We start from the raw sequence: 18813 nt of genomic DNA, 5'->3' as shown, positions 1-18813 counted from the left end.
CTTGTATTTACAGGTAAAGGGGGAAATTGGGGATGTGGCAAAAAAGCTTAGCCTTCGTAACGGCACTCTTTCTCGCATTGAGTATCGGGCAATCGGTATTCGCTGCGATTGATACGTCATCTATGCAAAAAGCACTTGACGAGGAATTGAAGAGTACACATTACGATTATAAAAAAGGATCTGTTGAGATTGAAGATCCAAAAACGTTCACTGGTGAAAAAGGTGAACAGGTTATCGGCGGTATCGCTGTAATCGAAACAGTTCGTGACGGAATCTTTATTACGATCAAACGTGAAATCCATTTCTTTAACGCAGACAGTGGCAAATTACTTACGAGTGCAGATGCTGCTAAAATCGATGGTGTCAAAGAATACATCGATAGCAACTCAGATAACTTGAAACAAAAAGTCGTCTACTGGTTACCGATGTTACTGATGTTATTATTGATTGCTGTACCAGCTGTCATATTGTATGTCGTCGTACCGCGCCTGTATTCTACTACAGAATATATGAACCCGATCTACGAACGTAATGACAACCCACGTTGATCAAGATGGAATACCGAAACACCCGATGGGAGCCAAATGAACTGCTCCCCGTCAAGTAGACAGGCGAAATAATAAAAATCTTTTAAACGGCTTGAGCCCTGAATTCCAGCGGACTCAAGCCGTTTAGTCGTTCTTGGTATCGTTCTTCGTTATAGAATCGAATGTATTGCTGAATCGCATGACAGAGTTCGTCGAACTCCTCAAACTTATGTAGATAATAACTCTCACACTTCAATGCGCCCCAGAACGATTCCATCGGACCATTATCGATGCATTTACCGACACGAGACATACTTTGTGTAATGCCTGCTGCTTTCGTCATTCGACGGAAAGCATGCGACGTATATTGAAACCCACGATCGCTATGTAGAAGTGGTTGGCTTTCTGGTGCGCCCTGAAGGGCGCGTTCAAGCGTATCGAACACGAGTTGATTGTTATTCGAATGACCGATGACAAACGAACGAATGGATCCGTCGTACAGGTCTAGAATGGCACTTAGATACGCCTTTTGGGATGCGCCATACTTCAGTTCCGTGACATCCGTTACCCATTTCTGATTCGGTCCCGCCGCATGGAAATCACGATTCAGGATATTCTCTGTCGTCTGTTGAGGAAGGTGGCGCATATATTTGGGACGCTTTCGACGGATGACACAGTAGATTCGGGCAACGCCCATCAAGCGACGGATTCGCTTCGAGTTGACGTTTCTGCCAAAGCGACGTTTCAGGTTCAGTGTCATTCGGCGGTATCCGTAAATTCCGTTCACCGAATAGTGAATCTGGCACATCTCTTCGATGATCCGTGTGTTCTCGGTCTCCCGTACCGTCGGTACACGATGTAACCATTTATAGTAAGCTGCACGCGAGATACCCGCAAGGTCACATAAGGCTACGATGGGATAACCGAATTGCGCTGCGAATGACTGGATCGCCTCGTATTTATCTCGATTACGAACTTGGCTTAACGTGACCTCCTCTCGATCTCCTCTAACTTTTTTAGGAAAGCGTTCTCCATTCGCAGACGCTCATTTTCTTTCTCGAGTTGTTTCATTTCAATAGTGAAACGTTCTCCAGCGGTCAATTCTTCCTTCGGTTTCCGACGTCCCCGGCGGTCCAACAGTGCGTCTATCCCGTCTTTCTCGAACTTCCTTACCCAGCTGTAGATTTGTTGATACGAGACCCGATGGGTCTTCATGGTGTGTTGATAGTCTTTCCCGTTCTGTATGCAGTCCATAACTGCCTCGACGCGCTCTTCGAATGTTGTTTTTCTTGCTTTGGTCATAGTGAATCGCTCCTTCAACGGTTTCCCTTGAGTACTATGACCAGTATACTGGCTAATCCATCTTTGAAGCACGCTCTTACTCGAGATGCCGAATCTTAGCGTGGCACTCCTGAGTGATTCCTCACGGTCTAGCACTGCGCGTACGGCCTGTGTTTTCAGTTCTTCTGAATAGCGTGTCCATCCCGTTCTATTACTTAGAGCTGAGGCACCACCGTGACGGTATCGTCTTCGCCAAGTATTCAACGTATCGAGTGAAAGCTCGAAGAGCGACGCAATCTCCTTTAACGTATATGTTCCGTTATCGTACATCTGTATGATGTGTATTTTTTCATCAAGCAAAAATTTAGATGTGGCCATAGAAAAAGCTCCCTTCAAAAGTAGACAGTTTTGTTATTTCAACTGTCTACTTTTGTGGGAGCATATCAGAATCGCTCACATCGGGCTTTTTTTCATTCAAACGAACAAAACGAATAAAAAAGCAAGGATTGCAGGTAAACCTTGTTTCCAAAAAATCGAAAGGTTGGCCGTCGCGGCTCCGTAAAGAGCGGCAATGATGACGCAGGCGAGGAAAAACAGTTGAACAGCAGACGAACCGAGAATCAATCCAAAAATCAGACCGGCGGCAAGAAAGCCGTTGTACAACCCTTGATTTGCGAACAGCGTCTTGATGCGGGGATCTGCGGCGGCTTCTTTCGTCAAATTAAATGTACGCAGCGCGGGACGAGATGATAAGAAAAACATCTCGAGCGCCAAAATATAAAAGTGTTCTAACGCGACGATGAGCACAAAAATCGTGGCGAGTAGACCCATAGGGAACTCTCCTCCTCAAAAAAGACCATACTTCGTCAATCGAAGTATGGTCTACATATTATGCGTATTCGAGTAAAGCACCTGTTTCCGCATCAACGGTAAATTGATACGTCTTTTCGTCGTCACCTTCAAGGACCGAGATGCCACCTTTGTAGCTTTGGTAGTCACGTGACTCATATGCGTACGCCTCTGGTGTTGCAGAGATCCATGCACCTTGGACACGTCCTTTTGCTGAAAATGTGCGTTTCGTGATTTCGAGCGCTTCCTCGGCAGATAATTGTTTGTTGTCTACAGCCTTCTTGACTGCGAAAGCGGCGACGACAGCTGCTGCAAGACCGATAATCCAATAGCGTTTTTTCATTAAAATTCCCCTCCTTACAGGTTCTATTCCTACTGTACCAAATAATTCGCCCAGTGAGAAACAAAAGGTTAAGTGATTGAAGCAAAATTTTGTATAATGAATGAACAGGAGGCGATACATATGAATGAAAAAACAAGAGAGTTGTTTCGAACGTTAACGGAATTGAATGGTGCACCTGGATTTGAACATGATGTCAGACAGTTCGTCAAAGAACGGATGACACCGGTGGCCGATGAAATCATTACGGATGGTCTGGGGTCGGTTTTTGGAAAACGGACAGGGCAAGCGGATGGTCCAAGAGTCATGGTCGCAGGACACATGGATGAGGTCGCCTTCATGGTGACACAAATCACCAAAAACGGGATGCTTCGGATTCAACCGCTTGGTGGATGGTGGAGTCAAGTCTTGCTTGCACAACGGTTCTCGATTTGTGGGGATCAGGGAATCATTCCTGGAGTCATCGCATCAATACCACCACACTTATTGACAGATGAAGTCCGGAATAAACCGATGGCGATCAAAGATATGTTCATTGATGTCGGGGCAGACACAAAAGAAGAGGCCGAGTCGTTTGGGATTCGTCCGGGCATTCCGGCTGTTCCGTTTTTCCCGTTCACCCCGATGGCGAATCCGAAGAAAATCATGGCAAAAGCATGGGACAATCGGTATGGGGTCGGTATGGCGATTGAATTATTAGAGGAAACGACAGCATCCGATCATCCAAACGTGCTTTTCTCAGGGGCGACGGTCCAAGAAGAAGTTGGCTTACGTGGGGCGCAAACCGCAACGAATCTGATTGATCCAGACGTCGCGTTTGTCGTCGATGCTTCTCCAGCGAATGATGCTTCAGGTGACAAGACAGAATTTGGACAATTGGGACAAGGTCCGTTATTGCGGATCAAGGACAGCGTGATGATTTTATCAAAAGAGATGACGGATTATGTGTTGGATACGGCAGAGTCGAATCAGATTCCATATCAATACTACGTCGGAGCGGGCGGGACGGATGGTGGTGTCATCCACCGTTCGAACAACGGCATCCCGACAACTGTCGTGGGTCTTCCAGCACGTTACATTCATACGCATGCATCGATCATGCATACGGATGATTACGATGCAGCAAAAGAGCTACTCAAAAAACTGGTGACACAACTCGATACGACGACACTTGCCACGTTACAAGTGAAATGATTCTGACTGAAGGGAGATACGTCACGTATCCTCTTCAGTTTTTTTGTGGATGTTCTTTTTGTCTTGTCAGATGATAAAACAAGTGTATGTCCTTTTTCTGATGTTTTGTTATAATGAATCTGATTTTAATTCAGGAGGAAGTGGCATCTTGTTAAACGTGTTAAAAAAGAAAGGGATTTTACTGAGTCCGAAAATATACTTCATCACGGTTTTGAGTTATATGGCATTAGGACTGTTCAGCTCCTTGATCATGGGATTGATTTTAAAGACGATCGGCGAAGGACTAGTTACAAGAGGGATCGATGCCTCGTTTTTAAGTACGGTTGGTGAACAAGCGATTGCACTGACCGGACCAGCGATTGGTGTCGCCGTTGCGTTTGCACTTGAAGCACCACCGCTTGTCCTGTTTTCTGCCGTTGCCGTCGGTGCATTTGGTTACGAAGCAGGAGGACCTGCCGGAAGTTATGTGGCGACGGTCATCGCTACTGAAATCGGGAAGTTGGTTTCGAAGACAACACGTCTTGACATCATTTTAACGCCTTTCATCACATTGTTGGTCGGTTTCGTAAGCGGAAAATATATCGGCGCCTGGATTGGGACCTTGATGACTGACTTAGGAGAAGTCATTCGTTGGGGAACGGAACGGGAACCTTTGATTATGGGGATTTTCGTTGCGACCGTGATGGGACTTGCCTTGACAGCCCCGATTTCAAGTGCCGCACTTGGAATCATGCTGGGACTGGATGGACTAGCGGCAGGGGCGGCGACGATCGGATGCGCGGCGCAAATGATCGGCTTTGGTGTCATCAGTTACCGTGATAATGGGATTGGTGGTTTCATCGCCCAGAGCGTAGGAACATCTATGCTGCAGGTCGGCAATATCATCCGAAATCCATGGACGATTGTACCACCCACGCTTGCGGGAGCCATATTAGCACCGTTTGCGACAGTTTTGTTGACGCTAGAAAGTAATCCGGAAGGGTCAGGTATGGGGACGAGTGGACTTGTTGGTCCATTGATGTTATTGAAGACAATGGGTTTTGAAGCGGAATATTATTTAGCGGTGATCGTCCTATGTTTTATCGCTCCAGCCTTGTTGAGTTATTTGATTTATCGCGGCTTACGGCGTATCGGACGAATTAAAGATGGTGATTTGAAAATTGAATACTAAAAGATGAGGTGGCTATAACCGGAGGTCTTTACACAAAACAGGGAGCGGATTTGAAATCCGCTCCCTGTTTTGTCGAGATGAAATGATTTTTTTGAATTGCTTGATTTGATTCTTGCAGAGCATGCGTAAAAACGATTTCTGTGTTCACAGCGAAAAACCAAATGAACTGGAGTAGAAGCTGATAAAGAAGACATACAAATACAAAACATAAAGCGGAAGCAAATAACGCATCCGAACGATTGGTAATTTTCGGGCAAGTTGCTTTGTGAATAGTTCGAGCAACATGATGATGGCAAATCCGACGACGAGCAAGAGGAGAATTTGGGGAAGGCTGCGTTCAGAGTCGATAAACGAATAGCCGTATCTCAGACAACTTGTCATGCCGACAAAACCGACAAAGCGTTCGAAGGGATGTTTGATAGGTTGGTCAGTCATAGTCATTTCCTTTCAAGACATTTTCTAGTTGCAGTATAGCAAACAGAACACGAAATCGTACAGAAACATTCGAATATGCTATGATGAAGCCAATGAAAAAAGCATGTATTGAAGGAGTGGACTGAATGAAAAAATTAGAATCGAAAGCACAATTTGATCAAGCCAAACAAGAAAGTTCTGTATTTCTCTTTTCCGCCAACTGGTGTCCGGATTGCCGGTTTTTAGACCCGTTTATGCCGGAGATGGAACAGACGTTTAGTGAGTTCAATTTTTATTACGTCGATCGTGATGAGCACCTTGAAATTGCCCAGGAAATGAATATCTTCGGCATTCCAAGTTTTGTCGCTTACCGTGAAAATGAAGAGACAGGTCGTTATGTCGGGAAAGAACGAAAAACACCGGAACAAGTTACAGCATTTTTAGAGACAGTTTGAGATCAAAGCGAGCGCTGACTCGCTTTTTTTAATAGGAAAGGGTGAAACAGATTCATGGAACTACAACAAATTCGCCGTCTGGTGACAGAGGCTTTTGAAACATCACGTTATACGACGTATTTTGACCGGGAAAAATCAGTTCTCCGGATCGAACGAAAACAGGACCGGACAGGTGTTGATCTTGGTCTGAACCCACTTGTTGCGAAAACGAAGCGTCGTGGTGTCATAGCAGTAGAAGAAACGATTGAATATATCAAAGCCGTCCTGGAACAGACTGAACCCGTTTCGTTGACGGGGCATGAACAAAAGGTGTTCCCTGTCATCCGGTCGAAATCATTTGCGGATGAAACAAAAGAAGGTAAAAAAATCATCAGTACCCCTCATACGGGTGAAACAAAAATCATGTATGCGCTCGACCTGGGTGCAACGTACCGGTTGATTGATGAAGAATTGTTAGCACAAGCAGGGTGGACGGCTGAGCATCTGTCGGAAGCGGCTCGCTTTAACGTAAAGACACTGGATGCCCCCTTTAAAACCGATGAAGTAGTTGGGAACGTCTTTTACTTTTTAAGTACGGGGGACGGATACGAGGCAAGTCGTGTCTTAAATAAACAATTGTTAAGCGACTATGCCGAAAAAATGACAGGGGAGTTTGCGGTCGGCATCCCTCATCAAGACGTCTTAATCTTCGCCGATATTCGAAACGATGCCGGATATGATGTCTTGCAACAATTGATGTTTGATTTCTTTACGAATGGCCGAGTTCCCGTTACGGCACTCCCGTTTATCTACGACGAAGGGAATCTAGAACCGGTCTTCGTCCTTGCAAAAAACAAGCAGCCGAAAAGTTAAATAATCTGCTACAATAGGCATTGTGAGAAAGTTTGAAGGGAGTCATGGATTGCATGAATGTTTTTTACAATAAAGAAGGTGTCGGGGACGTCTTGATGGTTATCTTAGCAGATGCACCGCGTGCTGAAATCACAGCTGAACGAAAAGGAAACGTGGCAACGATTTTTCATGGAGAAGACGTCATCGGTTATAATATCTTTGAAGCGTCAAATCAGTTTACGTTAGACACAGTTGGACCTGTTGATGTGACACCTGAACTGGTTGAAACGATTCAACACGTATTAGGAGAAAATGGAGTGGACTTCGAGTCCCGCGACATCGACTATTCGCCTAAATTCGTAGTTGGATTCGTCGTGTCTGCCGAAAAACATCCAGATGCGGATAAGTTATCGGTCTGTCAAGTTGAAGTGGATGGGCATACGTTGCAAATCGTTTGTGGCGCACCGAACGTCGCAGCGGGACAAAAAGTAGTAGTGGCGAAGCCTGGAGCAGTCATGCCTTCTGGATTAATCATTCGTCCGTCTTCGCTTCGCGGAGTAGCTTCGAGTGGCATGCTGTGCTCTGCTCGTGAATTGGCATTAGCGGATGCACCGCAGGCAAAAGGAATTCTTGTATTAGATGAATCAGCGAAAACGGGAGAAACATTTTTAATCGGTCGATAATTCGACCGATTTTTTAACAAGATGGAGGGGTGAAGGAATGAGCAATCGTTATGAACAGTCGTTAAAGGAACAGGCAGCACGGATTCGACGGGAATTGGCAGGTGAAAAAGAAACGAAACCCGTCGAACGTCCAAAAAAAGAAGAACGTGAAGATCGCTTCGTGTTGACGGATGTTCCATCGCCTATTTACGGATTCCAGCGACCTAAAAAGCAACGGTCGATCCAGGAAGAAATCCATTCAGACGAATCAGAAGTCGAGGTTTCAAGTGAGCTCAAAGAGGAAAGAATGGAAGAGACGCTTGAACATGAGACAGACGAAACGAATGAAGTGTCACGGATCGAGACGATGGAACAGACAGATTTGACTGAAGCAGATGCCGGTCTAGTCCCGATGACTGATGCTGACATCCTTGTTCCTGAGCCGACAATCGAACTGCCGATAGAAGATGAGGTCGAAGAGCCATCAGAAGAACAAGAGTCGGATGATGTAGCTTTGCCTGAACAGGCAGCAATCGGTCGGACCATCGATGAAAAGGACGTGGATGTCGAGGCAGAATCCGGATTAATCAGTCCACTGACTGAAGCGGCTCCACCGCATTCTCGAGTAGTTGAGGATACGCAAGCAGCAGTTCCACTTGAAACGGTGGAAGAAGAAACAGGACGCCGCTTCGCAACGCCTGAAGCGACTGACGTCGTCGCGGAGGCCGAGACGACGGTTGCTGTTGAGACTGCGGTAGAAGGAAATCAGACACCGATAAAAAAACCGGCGGGTCCGCCGGTCAATGTCGTGATGACGACGAAGGACTTGATGGCAATGTATCGTGCACGACGGGAACAAAATAATTTACATGGTAAAAAATAAATCGGTTTGCTATAATGGTACAGGTTTTGTACCCAAGCCCGATGGTACGGACCGGAACGTGAATTGGAGGGCTCATATATGACAAACTATCATTTTGTAGGGATTAAAGGGACTGGGATGAGTGCGCTTGCCCAAGTACTACATGAAATGAATCATCAAGTGCAAGGTTCTGATATTGAAAAGCATATTTTTACGGAAGATGCCTTACGGGCAAAAGGAATTCCGTTTTTCCCGTTTAGTGCGGACAACATTAAAGAAAATCAAGTCATCATCCAGGGGAATGCCTTTGGTGATGATCATCCAGAAATTGCTCGGGCAAAGGAACTGGATTTGACGATTTATCATTATTACGATTTCTTAGGGTATTTAGCAGATGAGTATCGGTCGGTTGCGATTACAGGTTCGCACGGTAAGACATCGACGACTGGTTTATTGTCACACGTATTAAGTGGCATCACGCCGACGGCATTTTTAATCGGTGATGGCACAGGTGCGGGGGTAGAAGATGCTAAAGCGTTCGTATTCGAAGCATGTGAGTACAAACGGCATTTCTTATACTACAAACCGGATTATGCGATCATGACGAACATTGATTTTGATCATTCGGACTACTTTACAGGCATCGACGACGTCGTATCCGCCTTCCAAGAGATGGCGATGCAAGTCAAACAAGCGATCGTGGCGTGTGGAGACGACGAACATCTTCAGAACATCCAGGCGAATGTTCCTGTCTTGTATTATGGTTTTGGCGAAAACAATGATTTCCGAGCGGAAAACGCAACATCAACACCGGACGGGACATCGTTTGACGTTTATCTCCGCGATGATTTCTACGGTACGTTCTTGATTCCTGGTTTTGGACAGCATCATGTCTTAAATGCATTGTCTGTCATTGCAATCTGCCAGTATGAAGGATTAAGCAAAGAGGACGTTGCAACACGTCTGTCTTCGTTTGGTGGCGTTAAACGCCGTTTCAGTGAATCAAGTTTTGGTTCACAGATTCTAGTTGATGATTATGCGCACCATCCAAAAGAGATCAGTGCAACGATTGAATCGGCACGGAAAAAATATCCGGATCGTGAAGTCGTGGCAATTTTCCAACCGCACACGTACACTCGCTTGAAATCATTCATGGATGATTTTGCGACATCGTTACGTGAAGCAGATGCGACGTATCTGTGCGAGATCTTTGGATCAGCACGTGAACAAGAAGGACAAGTTCGTGTAGAGGATCTGCAAGAAAAAGTACCGGGGTCGGAAATTTTGACACGGGACAACGTATCACTGTTAAGTAAACATGAAAATGCCGTATTGCTCTTCATGGGAGCAGGGGACATTCAAACGTATCAACAGCAGTATGAAGATACGAAGTGAATATAAAAATACAAATCGGACACTGACGGAAATTTGTCGGTGTCTTTTTTTGTCTGTTTCGTGAACCAGTAAAAAAAGGAGGAGTTATTGACTCGGAAAGTCGTTAACTTTTCATTGCATCTTGAATTGATTTTTGGAATAGTGAGGATATGTTATTTAGAAAGGAACGACGTCATGGGCCAAATCTTATTGATCTTATTATTACAGCTGATTTATGTACCTGTCTTGACATTACGTACCATCATGCTCGTCAAAGGAAGAACTGTCATCGCAGGTGTCTTGGGGACAGTTGAAACGTTGATTTATATCTTTGCGCTTGGAATCGTATTCCGCGATTTGACGACAGTCGGAATGATTGTCTATGCGCTTGGGTTTGGACTTGGCATTCTCATTGGAGGATTCGTCGAGCGGAAGCTTGCCATCGGATACAATATGATTCAAGTCCATACACAGGATTTCCCGGCTGAGTTGATTCAAGTCATCCGGGACAATGGATTTGGTGTTACCCACTACCAAGGACAAGGGCGGGACGGGATTCGTTATCGCTTGGATGTGCTGGCTGCTCGGACACGAATGAAGCTCTTACGCAACCTGGTCGAAGAATATGAACCAAAGGCTTTTCTGGTGGCATTTGACTCGGTCGATTTTAAAGGTGGATACATGCTCAAAGGATTGAAGCGTCCACAGTGAGTCTAGAAGGTCGGTTCCACTTAAATCGGACATCGGAAGATTCTCTCATGAAATCATGTTTAAGTTTTGTTATTTAAGGATAAAGATGATATAGAACAAAACATAGTTTTTACGAGAGGAGAAATCTACGATGATTAGTAATCATGCTAAAACTGCTTTAAACCAACAGGTGGCGAACTATGGTGTCCTGTTCGTAAAACTCCATAACTATCACTGGTACATCAAAGGTCCTGACTTTTTGACGTTACATGTAAAACTTGAAGAATTGTATACGTGGGTATCTGAACAATATGACGTCGTAGCAGAACGTCTGTTAATGAACAACGGAATGCCTTCTGCGACACTAAAAGAATATCTGGAACAAACGACGCTTGAAGAGGCAAAATCAGGTTTATCAGCGGACGAGATGGTTGAATCGGTCATCAGTGATTTCCAACAGGTCCGGAAAGAGATGTTAGATGCAATCGAACATCTTGAATCGCAGGATGTAACGGTCGAAGACGATTTGTTAGCGCAAGCTAAAGAAATCGAGAAACAGATTTGGATGTTGCGGGCGACGTTAAAAAAATAATGAAAAAACGGATGGCTGCATCCTATAAGGAATGTGCCATCCGTTTTTGACTTATTTCAAGTTTTCAGGATTCAAGACATCGAGTTCCGGAAGCACGAACCGACCATCTTTTCGAATCAATACATCGTCAAACCAGATTTCACCGCCACCGTAATCAGGACGTTGGATATTGACTAGATCCCAGTGGACGGAAGAGTCATTTCCGTTGTAGGCTTCTGCGTAGGCTTGACCTGGTGTGAAGTGGAAGCTTCCATCAATTTTTTCGTCGAATAAGATATCCTTCATCGGATGTTGGATGAACGGATTCACGCCAATCGCGAATTCACCGACGAAACGGGCTCCAGCATCTGTGTCGAATACTTGATTGATACGTTCTGTATCATTTGCCGTCGCTTCCACGATTTTACCGTCTTTGAACGTCAACTTCACGTTTTCAAACGTAAATCCTTGATACGGAGAAGGTGTGTTATAGGAAATCGTACCATTGATGGAGTCTTTGACGGGTGCCGTGAACACTTCACCATCTGGAATGTTGGCATTACCGGCGCATTTAATGGCGGGAATGTCCTTGATTGAAAATGCTAAATCGGTTCCCGGTCCAACAAGACGGACGCGATCCGTTCGATTCATTAGATCGACGAGTGGCGTCATGGCTTCACCCATCTTGGCGTAATCAAGCGTACAGACGTCGAAGTAAAAATCTTCAAAGGCTTCTGTCGACTGATTCGCAAGTTGTGCCATGGAAGTCGTCGGGAAGCGTAAGACAACCCATTTGGTGCCTTTCACACGGTCTTCTGTATGCATCTTACCTAACGTCTTGCCGTAGAGCTTCATTTTATCGGACGGGACGTCAGATAGTTCATTGATGTTGTCGCCTGCACGTAAACCGATATAGGCGTCCATCGCTTGCATTTGCTTTCGTTCGACATCAGCCATTAATTGAAGTTGTTCTTCTGATGCATGGCGATAGAGTTTTCGTAAAATGCGGTTATCCTTCAAGAGAACGAATGGAAGGCCACCGGCTTCATAGGTTGCGTCGACAAGAGCTTCAACGAGTTCACGTTCAATTCCGAAATTTTCAATCAAGACTTTTTCACCAGGAGCAAGCGCAACTGAATAGTTGATGAGATTCGTTGCGAGTTGTGTTAGACGTGGATCACGCATGAAAAGTTCCTCCTCAAATGATGTATGTAGGTTTCATTTATCATTGTAACGGAAATAAACCATTTGGAGTAGCAGGAACCATTGCTTCTACGTCGAACTACCAACAAGACACTAGCAAAAGAAATTGGAGGCACGAACCATGGAAATTACATTAGGCGGAATCGCCGGATTAGTAGCTGCGATTGCTTTCGTAGTACTTGTCATCTTCCTCGCCCGCGTCTTAAGTGCAGCGAGCAAGACACTCAACAACGTAGCAGACACGACAGCAGGACTTGAACGTCAGTTAGACGGCATCATGATGGAGACGACAGCGTTGTTACATAAAACGAATCGTCTCGTCGATACGATTGAAGAAAAAACGGAATTGCTTGCACCAGTCGCCAACTCAATCGAAGAGTTAGGGACATCACTCAACAAAGTGACGGATTCGGTTCGGACTGTATCGGATACGGTCGCAGGTGCTGCCGATACGAATAAAGAACAAATCGCTCAAGCCGTTCGATGGGGTTCAGTTGCCGTTGAACTCTTTAAGAAAAACAAACCAGAACCGGGTCAGGAGGTCTCTTCTTCGACAACTGCAACAACGACAGTCGAAAAGAAACCACGTCGCCGTTTCCGTAAAAAATCAGAAACACCGGTGACACCAGAAGTCGTTTCTGTGCCGGATGTCGAAAGTATTCCAGATGAGTTGAAGGGAGATCGTACATGATGACAAAACAACACCCATACCAAGCACAAGATAGTTCAAAAGGTGGCGGGTTCCTCGCCGGAATCATCGTTGGTGGATTACTAGGTGCAGCAGCGGCCTTGTTATCGAGCCCGAAATCAGGCCGTGAGATGCGCGGTATGCTCGATGAGCGTACAGCACCGGCACGTCAACGCCTCAACGAACAGACACAAGTCGTTCGTGAAAAAGCAGAACCGCTTGTCGGTGAATGGATTCAGCTTGCAAAAGATAAAGCAGCGCCGGTGATTGAGAAAGCGAAGAAAAATCCAACCGTTCAAGAAGCGGCACAATATGCTGGTTTTGAAAAAGATCAATCCAGCATTGACGCAGCCCTTGCTGAAGCCGAGCAACTCGTCCGGGACATCGAACGTGAAATCGGAGATGAAGTCGACGGAGCATCGGTTGCCGAACAACTTGATACCGAAACAGTGGCTGGACTCTCTGAATTACGTGAGGATCTTGCATCGGAAGAAAACGAAGAAGACACAGAAGATGAAGATAATGATCCCCAAGCAAAATTAAGTCATGAAAAACAACCAAAAAAATAAGCACTCGTGGAGCGTACTCACTGACTTTTAACGGTGAGTACGCTTTACTTATGTACAATTGCAAAAGAGTTCGCTATAATTAGTTGCTATTACGAGCTATACGCTGATTAGGGAGTGGTAGGACAATGGATCAACATGCAGAATTAAAACGCTTACGTGATGAACTCGACTTAGTAAACGCAGAACTATTAGCGTTGATTAATAAGCGGGGAGAAATAGCAGTTGAAATTGGTAAGGTTAAACGTGCCCAAGGAATCGATCGATATGATCCGGTTCGTGAACGTCAAATGCTTGAATCAATCGCAGCGAGCAATCATGGTCCATTCGAAACAGGACGCCTACAGCATGTATTTAAAGAAATCTTCAAAGCTTCTCTTGAGTTACAAGGAGAAGACCGGACACGGAAATTGTTAGTGTCACGAAAACAAAAGCCGACGAATACGATCATTCGAATTGGGGATGATGTCATCGGTGACGGCTCACAACAATTGATTGCGGGTCCATGTGCAGTCGAGAGTGAGGAACAGGTCTTTGAGGTGGCGGAGCAACTGGCGAAGCATGGTGTCCGTTTCATGCGTGGTGGTGCGTACAAACCACGGACGTCGCCATATGATTTCCAAGGACTTGGATTAGAAGGACTGAAGATGTTGAAGAAAGCAGCGGATGCACACGGTCTTCATGTCATAACTGAAATCATGACACCAAGTGCGGTCGAATCGGCTTTACCATACGTCGACATCATTCAAGTCGGTGCCCGTAACATGCAGAACTTTGATTTGCTGAAAGAAGTGGGACGGACGGACAAGCCGGTTCTCTTGAAACGTGGTTTGTCTGCGACATTAGAAGAATTCATGTATGCAGCAGAATACATCATGGCAAGCGGAAATGAGCAAGTCATCTTGTGTGAACGAGGGATTCGGACGTATGAACGTGCTACACGTAACACGCTAGATATCTCTGCCGTACCTATTCTTAAACAAGAGACGCATTTACCGGTCATGGTCGATGTGACACACTCGACGGGTCGGAAGGACTTGTTACTTCCAACTGCGAAAGCCGCATACGCCATCGGTGCCGACGCCGTCATGGTGGAAGTCCATCCGTTCCCGGCACTGGCGTTGTCAGATGCGAACCAACAACTAGATTTTAATGAGTTTGATTCGTTCATCGAGAATCTGACTTCTACTTTTCCGGCACTAAACGTTCAATGATTTTCTAAAAAGGGTAACCTATAGCGAATGAAAACGTTTTACAATGAGGGAAGAATGGGAAAAGAAAGATATCTTTTCCTGTCTTCCTTTCGTGTTGCCTAAAAATGAAAATGAGAATGAAAACGAAATGATTGTCTAAAATAAGGAGGAATTTGTTTTGAACAGTAATATAACGATTTATGATGTCGCTCGGGAAGCGGCCGTCTCCATGGCGACCGTCTCACGTGTAGTGAATGGAAATCCGAACGTCAAACCGTCGACGCGGAAGAAAGTCCAGGATGCGATCGATCAACTCGGCTATCGTCCGAACGCTGTCGCTCGTGGACTGGCCAGTAAAAAAACAACGACGGTTGGTGTGATTGTACCGGATATCTCGAATATCTTTTTTGCAGATTTAGCGCGGGGGATTGAAGATGTCGCGACGATGTACAAATACAATATCATCTTATGTAATTCGGATCAAAATCCGGAAAAAGAAATCCATTTGTTAAATACCTTACTCGGGAAGCAGGTCGACGGGATCATCTTCATGGGTGGTCGTTTACATGAAGACCTTGTCCGGGAATTCAAGACGTCTCCTGTTCCGATTGTGTTAGCTGCGACGTTAAATCAAGATTATGACCTTCCTGCCGTCAACATCGATTATGAAAGTGCTGCACATGATGCCGTGAAGTCGTTGATTGATCATGGACATAAACAGATCGGTTTCATCACAGGACCACTCGAACAGCAAATTAACGGAGAAAAGAAATTTGCAGGTTACCGTAGTGCCTTGGAAGAAGCGAACTTACCGTTTGACGAACAGAACGTAGTCCTCGGAAACTACACGTATGATTCGGGAATGAAAGCCATGAACCAGTTGCTTGAACTCGGAGAAGATTGTCCACGTGCGATCTTTGCTGGAACAGATGAGATGGCATTAGGTGTCATTCATGCGCTCCAAGATGCCGGTTATCAAGTGCCTGAAGATTTCGAAGTCATCGGTCACGATAATACCCGTCTTGCGACGATGATTCGTCCGAAGCTGACGACGGTCGTCCAGCCGATGTATGATATCGGTGCAGTTTCGATGCGTTTGTTGACTAAAATCCTCAACAAAGAAGAAATCGAAACAAACGATGTGACGTTACCGCATCGGATTGAACAACGAGATTCGACCCGTTCACAATGAAAATAAAAAATCTGCTCTTTTTCAGATCGACTGAAAAAGAGCAGATTTTTTTGGTCTTATTTTTTGACGATAATGCGTTGATCTTGATGATGATGCAACTGATCGTTTTCTACGTGAAGCCGGATTGTTGCCGTACCTGGATGTGTTAAAGAAACTTCGCCTACAAATTGATCATCTTTTCGAGTGAGGGGAAGGTACATATGCTTTTCGACACCGGGTTCAATCACTTCGATTTGAACGGCAGCTTGGATAGGTTCACCGTTTAGAAAGACATGAAAGGAAACGGGAAGTATCGCTCCGGCCGTCATTTTTGTCGCACCCATATAATGGACGGATAATCCACCGACAGCTGGATGCTCATGGGTAGCTGCTTTTTTCTTAGAGGTTTCTTCGTGCGAATGATTCATGACGACGAATGAAATCTTGTCCATATGATGAAGTCCCTTTTTATCATTGATATGGTACAGTCCTTCATATTCACCTTCTGCAAGGTTTGCTTCCGCTTGATACATACCCGTCTTTTTTAAGGCAGCTTTAAATTTTTGATGCGTTGCCTCTTTTTTATCGACTTTCCAAACTTCGAATGTGACGTCTTCGAGGTTGACGGCCTTTTTGTTTTCAAGTGCCGTTGCTTGGAAAACAACTTGTTGATCTTCCATTGTTTTAGCAGGCACGTCGACCTTGACGTCAACTGCTGGTTTCCCAGAACCTTGCATCGCGTTGTGGTCCATCGCTTGTTTGTCGCTCCCGCATCCGGCAAGTACAAGTCCGGTCGCGAAGAACATCCCCATAAAGCCCATCGTCTTTTTCTTCATCGTTACGCCCCCCAATGTTCGTTTACTATGTAAAATAATGAAAGCTTATTTAGTATAGCAAGAACTTGTGAAGTCCCCACGAAGTAATTGTGAAAAGAACAAGTCGTTTTTACTCATTCAGAGTAGGGTGACAGCAAGGAGAGCTGTTCTTTTTTGGTGTCATCGACAAACGGCCAAAGCAACCGCTTGACGGTCTCCCAGTTTTTTTCTTCGATTTCGGGACGTCTGGGAATCACCGGGTAGAGAGAAGGCGGATCTGCCCAGGTCGTCGGAACATCTGGACTATGGGATTGCCAGCGGGTCACCCATTGTTCGGGAAGATGACCAGAAAAGGGAGAGCGATTGGTCAATGCAGCAAAGACTTGACTCCAGGCACGGGGGACAACCCGGTACCAATCATACCCACCGCCACCTAAGGCGACAATCCGTCCATCTGTATAGCGATTGGCAGCTTCAACGGCAATTTGTGGAATCTGTTCATAACTCTCCATCGTTAAGGACAGATGTGTCAGCGGGTCGAGGGCATGTGCATCTGCTCCATTTTGCGTGATGATGAGATCGGGTTTAAAAAGTTCGCATGCTTCGAACAAAACGGTCCGGTAAGCGTGCAAAAAAGAAGCATCTTCCGTGAAGGCATCAAATGGCACGTTCCAACTCCACCCATAGCCTTCCTCAGCTCCACGCTCTGTCACCATACCGGTTCCGGGGAACAGATACCGTCCCGTTTCATGAAGTGAAACGGTCATGACATCAGATCGATTATAAAAGGCCCACTGCACCCCATCGCCATGATGTGCGTCGGTATCGACATATAAAATCCGGCAATCGTATTTCTGGATCATCGCTGCCATTGCGACGGCCGTGTCGTTATAAATACAAAATCCAGAAGCACGTCCACGGAAACCGTGATGCAAACCACCGCCGATATGAAAAGTCCGGCGATACTGACCGGATAAAACAAGGTCACACGCTTCAATCGTTCCACCGACAAGTAACGCCGCACTTTCATGCATCTTGTCGAATAGCGGGGTATCTTCCGTCCCAAGACCATACATCTGTGCTTTCAGCGGAGAAAGTTCGCCGTGTCCTGCGAGTTTCACCGCTTGTATGTAGTCCGGATCATGAATCAGCAATAATTCCTCGTCTGTTGCTGGTCGTGGTGCCAGACAATCAACCGTCTCGAGGGCACCGGTCGACTCAAGTAACGACAAGGTCAGTTCAAGTCGGATCGGATTAAACGGATGCGTGTCGGAGAAACAGTATGCGGCTTCCGCCGGACTATACAGATAAGCAAAGTCTTTCATCGGCTCACATCAGGACCGAGCACATCAAATCCTTCCTTTCGTAATTTTTCGATGACCCGGATAGGATTCATCGTCTGGACACGAAAGGCAACGATACGAACGTACGGATCATCGGTCGGATATACTAAGACATTTAAGATATTGACATTCGTTTTAGCAAGTAACGCGGCAATTTTTGCTAAAGTCCCGGCCGTGTTTTCAACCCGGATTTCGATTTGTGAACTCGGTTCGAGTGCGCCAGTCAGCTGGACGAATGTCCGTAACAAATCCGTTTCCGTAATCAATCCGACTAGTCGGCGACCGCGGACGATCGGAAGACAAGATAGGCGGTGTTCATAAAACAAGACAGCGGCATCCTCGATGAAATCTAGTGGATGGGCAGTCATCGGTGTCCGTTGCATGATGCTTGAAACGGAATTTTGTTGATCCGCTAAAAAGGTATCTGGATGAAAGACACTACTTGCGCTTTGTATCTCCGTTAGTCCGATGAGCCCGAGCAGTTCATGGCGAGCATTCGTCACCGGGAGATGACGGATCTGATGACGGCGCATCAAATCAGCAGCATGAGCAATCGAATTTGTTGGTTGAATCGTGATACAGTGTGTCTTCATGATTTGTTCGATTAACATGC

The 18813-nt window shown here is 45.7% G+C and carries 22 protein-coding genes; 14 read left to right on the top strand and 8 right to left on the bottom strand.

What is annotated here, in order from left to right:
• The first annotated feature begins 32 nt into the window (after positions 1-32).
• On the top strand, positions 33-548 hold the full coding sequence (locus P404_RS0103920) for a hypothetical protein (RefSeq protein ID WP_014971043.1): 516 nt from the start codon (positions 33-35) through the stop codon (positions 546-548).
• Between the two features lie 82 nt (positions 549-630).
• Here the strand turns inward: P404_RS0103920 and P404_RS18185 are convergent.
• From P404_RS18185 to P404_RS0103900, 3 genes are all read right to left on the bottom strand, one after another.
• Positions 631-2186 (bottom strand): IS3 family transposase gene (locus P404_RS18185; protein ID WP_236624308.1). Its coding sequence is split into 2 segments (ribosomal slippage): positions 631-1547 and positions 1547-2186, totalling 1557 coding nucleotides; the frame shifts between segments, so codons are not numbered across the junction.
• A 96-nt stretch (positions 2187-2282) separates the two neighbouring features.
• Positions 2283-2639: a DUF1304 domain-containing protein gene (locus tag P404_RS0103905; RefSeq protein ID WP_014971042.1), complete on the bottom strand. Its 357-nt coding sequence runs from the start codon at positions 2637-2639 to the stop codon at positions 2283-2285.
• 58 nt (positions 2640-2697) lie between these two features.
• A complete protein-coding gene (locus P404_RS0103900) occupies positions 2698-3000 on the bottom strand; it encodes a PepSY domain-containing protein (protein ID WP_012371126.1) in 303 nt (100 codons plus the stop codon).
• Positions 3001-3120: 120 nt separating this feature from the next.
• Here P404_RS0103900 and P404_RS0103895 point away from each other — a divergent pair, with 120 nt between their 5' ends.
• Both P404_RS0103895 and P404_RS0103890 read left to right on the top strand, forming a co-directional pair.
• Positions 3121-4191 carry a M42 family metallopeptidase gene (locus P404_RS0103895; protein ID WP_014971041.1) on the top strand — a complete coding sequence of 357 codons (1071 nt, stop codon included), beginning with the start codon at positions 3121-3123 and terminating at the stop codon, positions 4189-4191.
• Positions 4192-4348: 157 nt separating this feature from the next.
• Positions 4349-5362, top strand: coding sequence for a PTS sugar transporter subunit IIC (locus P404_RS0103890; RefSeq protein ID WP_026830020.1), 1014 nt, complete (start codon positions 4349-4351; stop codon positions 5360-5362).
• A gap of 144 nt (positions 5363-5506) precedes the next feature.
• Here the strand turns inward: P404_RS0103890 and P404_RS0103885 are convergent, their stop codons facing one another.
• Positions 5507-5797, bottom strand: a complete 291-nt coding sequence (locus P404_RS0103885; RefSeq protein ID WP_014971039.1) for a hypothetical protein — start codon at positions 5795-5797, stop codon at positions 5507-5509.
• A gap of 125 nt (positions 5798-5922) precedes the next feature.
• Between P404_RS0103885 and P404_RS0103880 the strand changes: the two genes are divergently transcribed.
• The 7 genes from P404_RS0103880 to P404_RS0103850 all read left to right on the top strand — a co-directional run bounded on the left by P404_RS0103880 (position 5923) and on the right by P404_RS0103850 (position 11242).
• A complete protein-coding gene (locus P404_RS0103880) occupies positions 5923-6231 on the top strand; it encodes a thioredoxin family protein (RefSeq protein ID WP_026830019.1) in 309 nt (102 codons plus the stop codon).
• Between the two features lie 54 nt (positions 6232-6285).
• Positions 6286-7083 carry a DUF1444 domain-containing protein gene (locus tag P404_RS0103875; RefSeq protein ID WP_026830018.1) on the top strand — a complete coding sequence of 266 codons (798 nt, stop codon included), beginning with the start codon at positions 6286-6288 and terminating at the stop codon, positions 7081-7083.
• A gap of 53 nt (positions 7084-7136) precedes the next feature.
• Positions 7137-7745 carry a YtpR family tRNA-binding protein gene (gene ytpR, locus P404_RS0103870; protein ID WP_014971036.1) on the top strand — a complete coding sequence of 203 codons (609 nt, stop codon included), beginning with the start codon at positions 7137-7139 and terminating at the stop codon, positions 7743-7745.
• Positions 7746-7782: 37 nt separating this feature from the next.
• Entirely contained in the window at positions 7783-8607 is an 825-nt protein-coding gene (locus P404_RS0103865; RefSeq protein ID WP_026830017.1) for a hypothetical protein, read from the top strand.
• 78 nt (positions 8608-8685) lie between these two features.
• Positions 8686-9981 carry a UDP-N-acetylmuramate--L-alanine ligase gene (murC, locus tag P404_RS0103860; protein ID WP_014971034.1) on the top strand — a complete coding sequence of 432 codons (1296 nt, stop codon included), beginning with the start codon at positions 8686-8688 and terminating at the stop codon, positions 9979-9981.
• Between the two features lie 174 nt (positions 9982-10155).
• Positions 10156-10671 carry a DUF2179 domain-containing protein gene (locus P404_RS0103855; RefSeq protein WP_014971033.1) on the top strand — a complete coding sequence of 172 codons (516 nt, stop codon included), beginning with the start codon at positions 10156-10158 and terminating at the stop codon, positions 10669-10671.
• A 130-nt stretch (positions 10672-10801) separates the two neighbouring features.
• Entirely contained in the window at positions 10802-11242 is a 441-nt protein-coding gene (locus tag P404_RS0103850) for a Dps family protein (protein ID WP_014971032.1), read from the top strand.
• Between the two features lie 51 nt (positions 11243-11293).
• On the opposite strand, the gene P404_RS0103845 is transcribed toward P404_RS0103850, so the two are convergent.
• Positions 11294-12406: an aminopeptidase gene (locus tag P404_RS0103845; protein ID WP_026830016.1), complete on the bottom strand. Its 1113-nt coding sequence runs from the start codon at positions 12404-12406 to the stop codon at positions 11294-11296.
• Between the two features lie 139 nt (positions 12407-12545).
• Here P404_RS0103845 and P404_RS0103840 point away from each other — a divergent pair, with 139 nt between their 5' ends.
• The 4 genes from P404_RS0103840 to ccpA all read left to right on the top strand — a co-directional run bounded on the left by P404_RS0103840 (position 12546) and on the right by ccpA (position 16063).
• Entirely contained in the window at positions 12546-13115 is a 570-nt protein-coding gene (locus P404_RS0103840; RefSeq protein WP_014971030.1) for a DUF948 domain-containing protein, read from the top strand.
• Positions 13115-13681, top strand: coding sequence for a YtxH domain-containing protein (locus tag P404_RS0103835; RefSeq protein ID WP_034774254.1), 567 nt, complete (start codon positions 13115-13117; stop codon positions 13679-13681). The genes P404_RS0103840 and P404_RS0103835 overlap by 1 nt, the downstream gene beginning before the upstream one ends.
• A 125-nt stretch (positions 13682-13806) precedes the next feature.
• Positions 13807-14892: a bifunctional 3-deoxy-7-phosphoheptulonate synthase/chorismate mutase gene (locus P404_RS0103830; RefSeq protein WP_014971028.1), complete on the top strand. Its 1086-nt coding sequence runs from the start codon at positions 13807-13809 to the stop codon at positions 14890-14892.
• Positions 14893-15049: 157 nt separating this feature from the next.
• The gene (gene ccpA / locus P404_RS0103825; protein ID WP_014971027.1) at positions 15050-16063 is read left to right on the top strand and encodes a catabolite control protein A; all 1014 of its coding nucleotides are present in this window, start codon (positions 15050-15052) and stop codon (positions 16061-16063) included.
• A 56-nt stretch (positions 16064-16119) separates the two neighbouring features.
• On the opposite strand, the gene P404_RS0103820 is transcribed toward ccpA, so the two are convergent.
• The 3 genes from P404_RS0103820 to P404_RS0103810 form a co-directional block, all read right to left on the bottom strand.
• Positions 16120-16878, bottom strand: a complete 759-nt coding sequence (locus P404_RS0103820) for a FixH family protein (RefSeq protein ID WP_014971026.1) — start codon at positions 16876-16878, stop codon at positions 16120-16122.
• A gap of 113 nt (positions 16879-16991) precedes the next feature.
• Positions 16992-18182 (bottom strand): acetoin utilization protein AcuC, encoded by a 1191-nt coding sequence (locus P404_RS0103815; RefSeq protein ID WP_014971025.1) that lies wholly within the window; start codon positions 18180-18182, stop codon positions 16992-16994.
• Positions 18179-18811 (bottom strand): acetoin utilization AcuB family protein, encoded by a 633-nt coding sequence (locus P404_RS0103810; protein ID WP_014971024.1) that lies wholly within the window; start codon positions 18809-18811, stop codon positions 18179-18181. Before P404_RS0103810 ends, P404_RS0103815 begins: the two co-directional genes overlap by 4 nt.
• Between the last annotated feature and the right edge of the window lie 2 nt (positions 18812-18813).

Source organism: Exiguobacterium antarcticum DSM 14480 (genome assembly GCF_000685865.1).
Taxonomy (GTDB): domain Bacteria; phylum Bacillota; class Bacilli; order Exiguobacteriales; family Exiguobacteriaceae; genus Exiguobacterium_A; species Exiguobacterium_A antarcticum.
The sequence above is the reverse complement of the archived record's forward strand: the minus strand, read 5'-3'. Positions and strand labels throughout refer to the sequence as shown.

Coding starts and splice junctions, on each gene's coding strand:
- P404_RS0103920 (WP_014971043.1), top strand. CDS start 33: ATGTGGCAAAAAAGCTTAGCCTTCGTAACGGCACTCTTTCTCGCATTG.
- P404_RS0103905 (WP_014971042.1), bottom strand. CDS start 2,639: ATGGGTCTACTCGCCACGATTTTTGTGCTCATCGTCGCGTTAGAACAC.
- P404_RS0103900 (WP_012371126.1), bottom strand. CDS start 3,000: ATGAAAAAACGCTATTGGATTATCGGTCTTGCAGCAGCTGTCGTCGCC.
- P404_RS0103895 (WP_014971041.1), top strand. CDS start 3,121: ATGAATGAAAAAACAAGAGAGTTGTTTCGAACGTTAACGGAATTGAAT.
- P404_RS0103885 (WP_014971039.1), bottom strand. CDS start 5,797: ATGACTGACCAACCTATCAAACATCCCTTCGAACGCTTTGTCGGTTTT.
- P404_RS0103880 (WP_026830019.1), top strand. CDS start 5,923: ATGAAAAAATTAGAATCGAAAGCACAATTTGATCAAGCCAAACAAGAA.
- P404_RS0103875 (WP_026830018.1), top strand. CDS start 6,286: ATGGAACTACAACAAATTCGCCGTCTGGTGACAGAGGCTTTTGAAACA.
- ytpR (WP_014971036.1), top strand. CDS start 7,137: ATGAATGTTTTTTACAATAAAGAAGGTGTCGGGGACGTCTTGATGGTT.
- P404_RS0103865 (WP_026830017.1), top strand. CDS start 7,783: ATGAGCAATCGTTATGAACAGTCGTTAAAGGAACAGGCAGCACGGATT.
- murC (WP_014971034.1), top strand. CDS start 8,686: ATGACAAACTATCATTTTGTAGGGATTAAAGGGACTGGGATGAGTGCG.
- P404_RS0103855 (WP_014971033.1), top strand. CDS start 10,156: ATGGGCCAAATCTTATTGATCTTATTATTACAGCTGATTTATGTACCT.
- P404_RS0103850 (WP_014971032.1), top strand. CDS start 10,802: ATGATTAGTAATCATGCTAAAACTGCTTTAAACCAACAGGTGGCGAAC.
- P404_RS0103845 (WP_026830016.1), bottom strand. CDS start 12,406: ATGCGTGATCCACGTCTAACACAACTCGCAACGAATCTCATCAACTAT.
- P404_RS0103840 (WP_014971030.1), top strand. CDS start 12,546: ATGGAAATTACATTAGGCGGAATCGCCGGATTAGTAGCTGCGATTGCT.
- P404_RS0103835 (WP_034774254.1), top strand. CDS start 13,115: ATGACAAAACAACACCCATACCAAGCACAAGATAGTTCAAAAGGTGGC.
- P404_RS0103830 (WP_014971028.1), top strand. CDS start 13,807: ATGGATCAACATGCAGAATTAAAACGCTTACGTGATGAACTCGACTTA.
- P404_RS0103820 (WP_014971026.1), bottom strand. CDS start 16,878: ATGAAGAAAAAGACGATGGGCTTTATGGGGATGTTCTTCGCGACCGGA.
- P404_RS0103815 (WP_014971025.1), bottom strand. CDS start 18,182: ATGAAAGACTTTGCTTATCTGTATAGTCCGGCGGAAGCCGCATACTGT.
- P404_RS0103810 (WP_014971024.1), bottom strand. CDS start 18,811: ATGTTAATCGAACAAATCATGAAGACACACTGTATCACGATTCAACCA.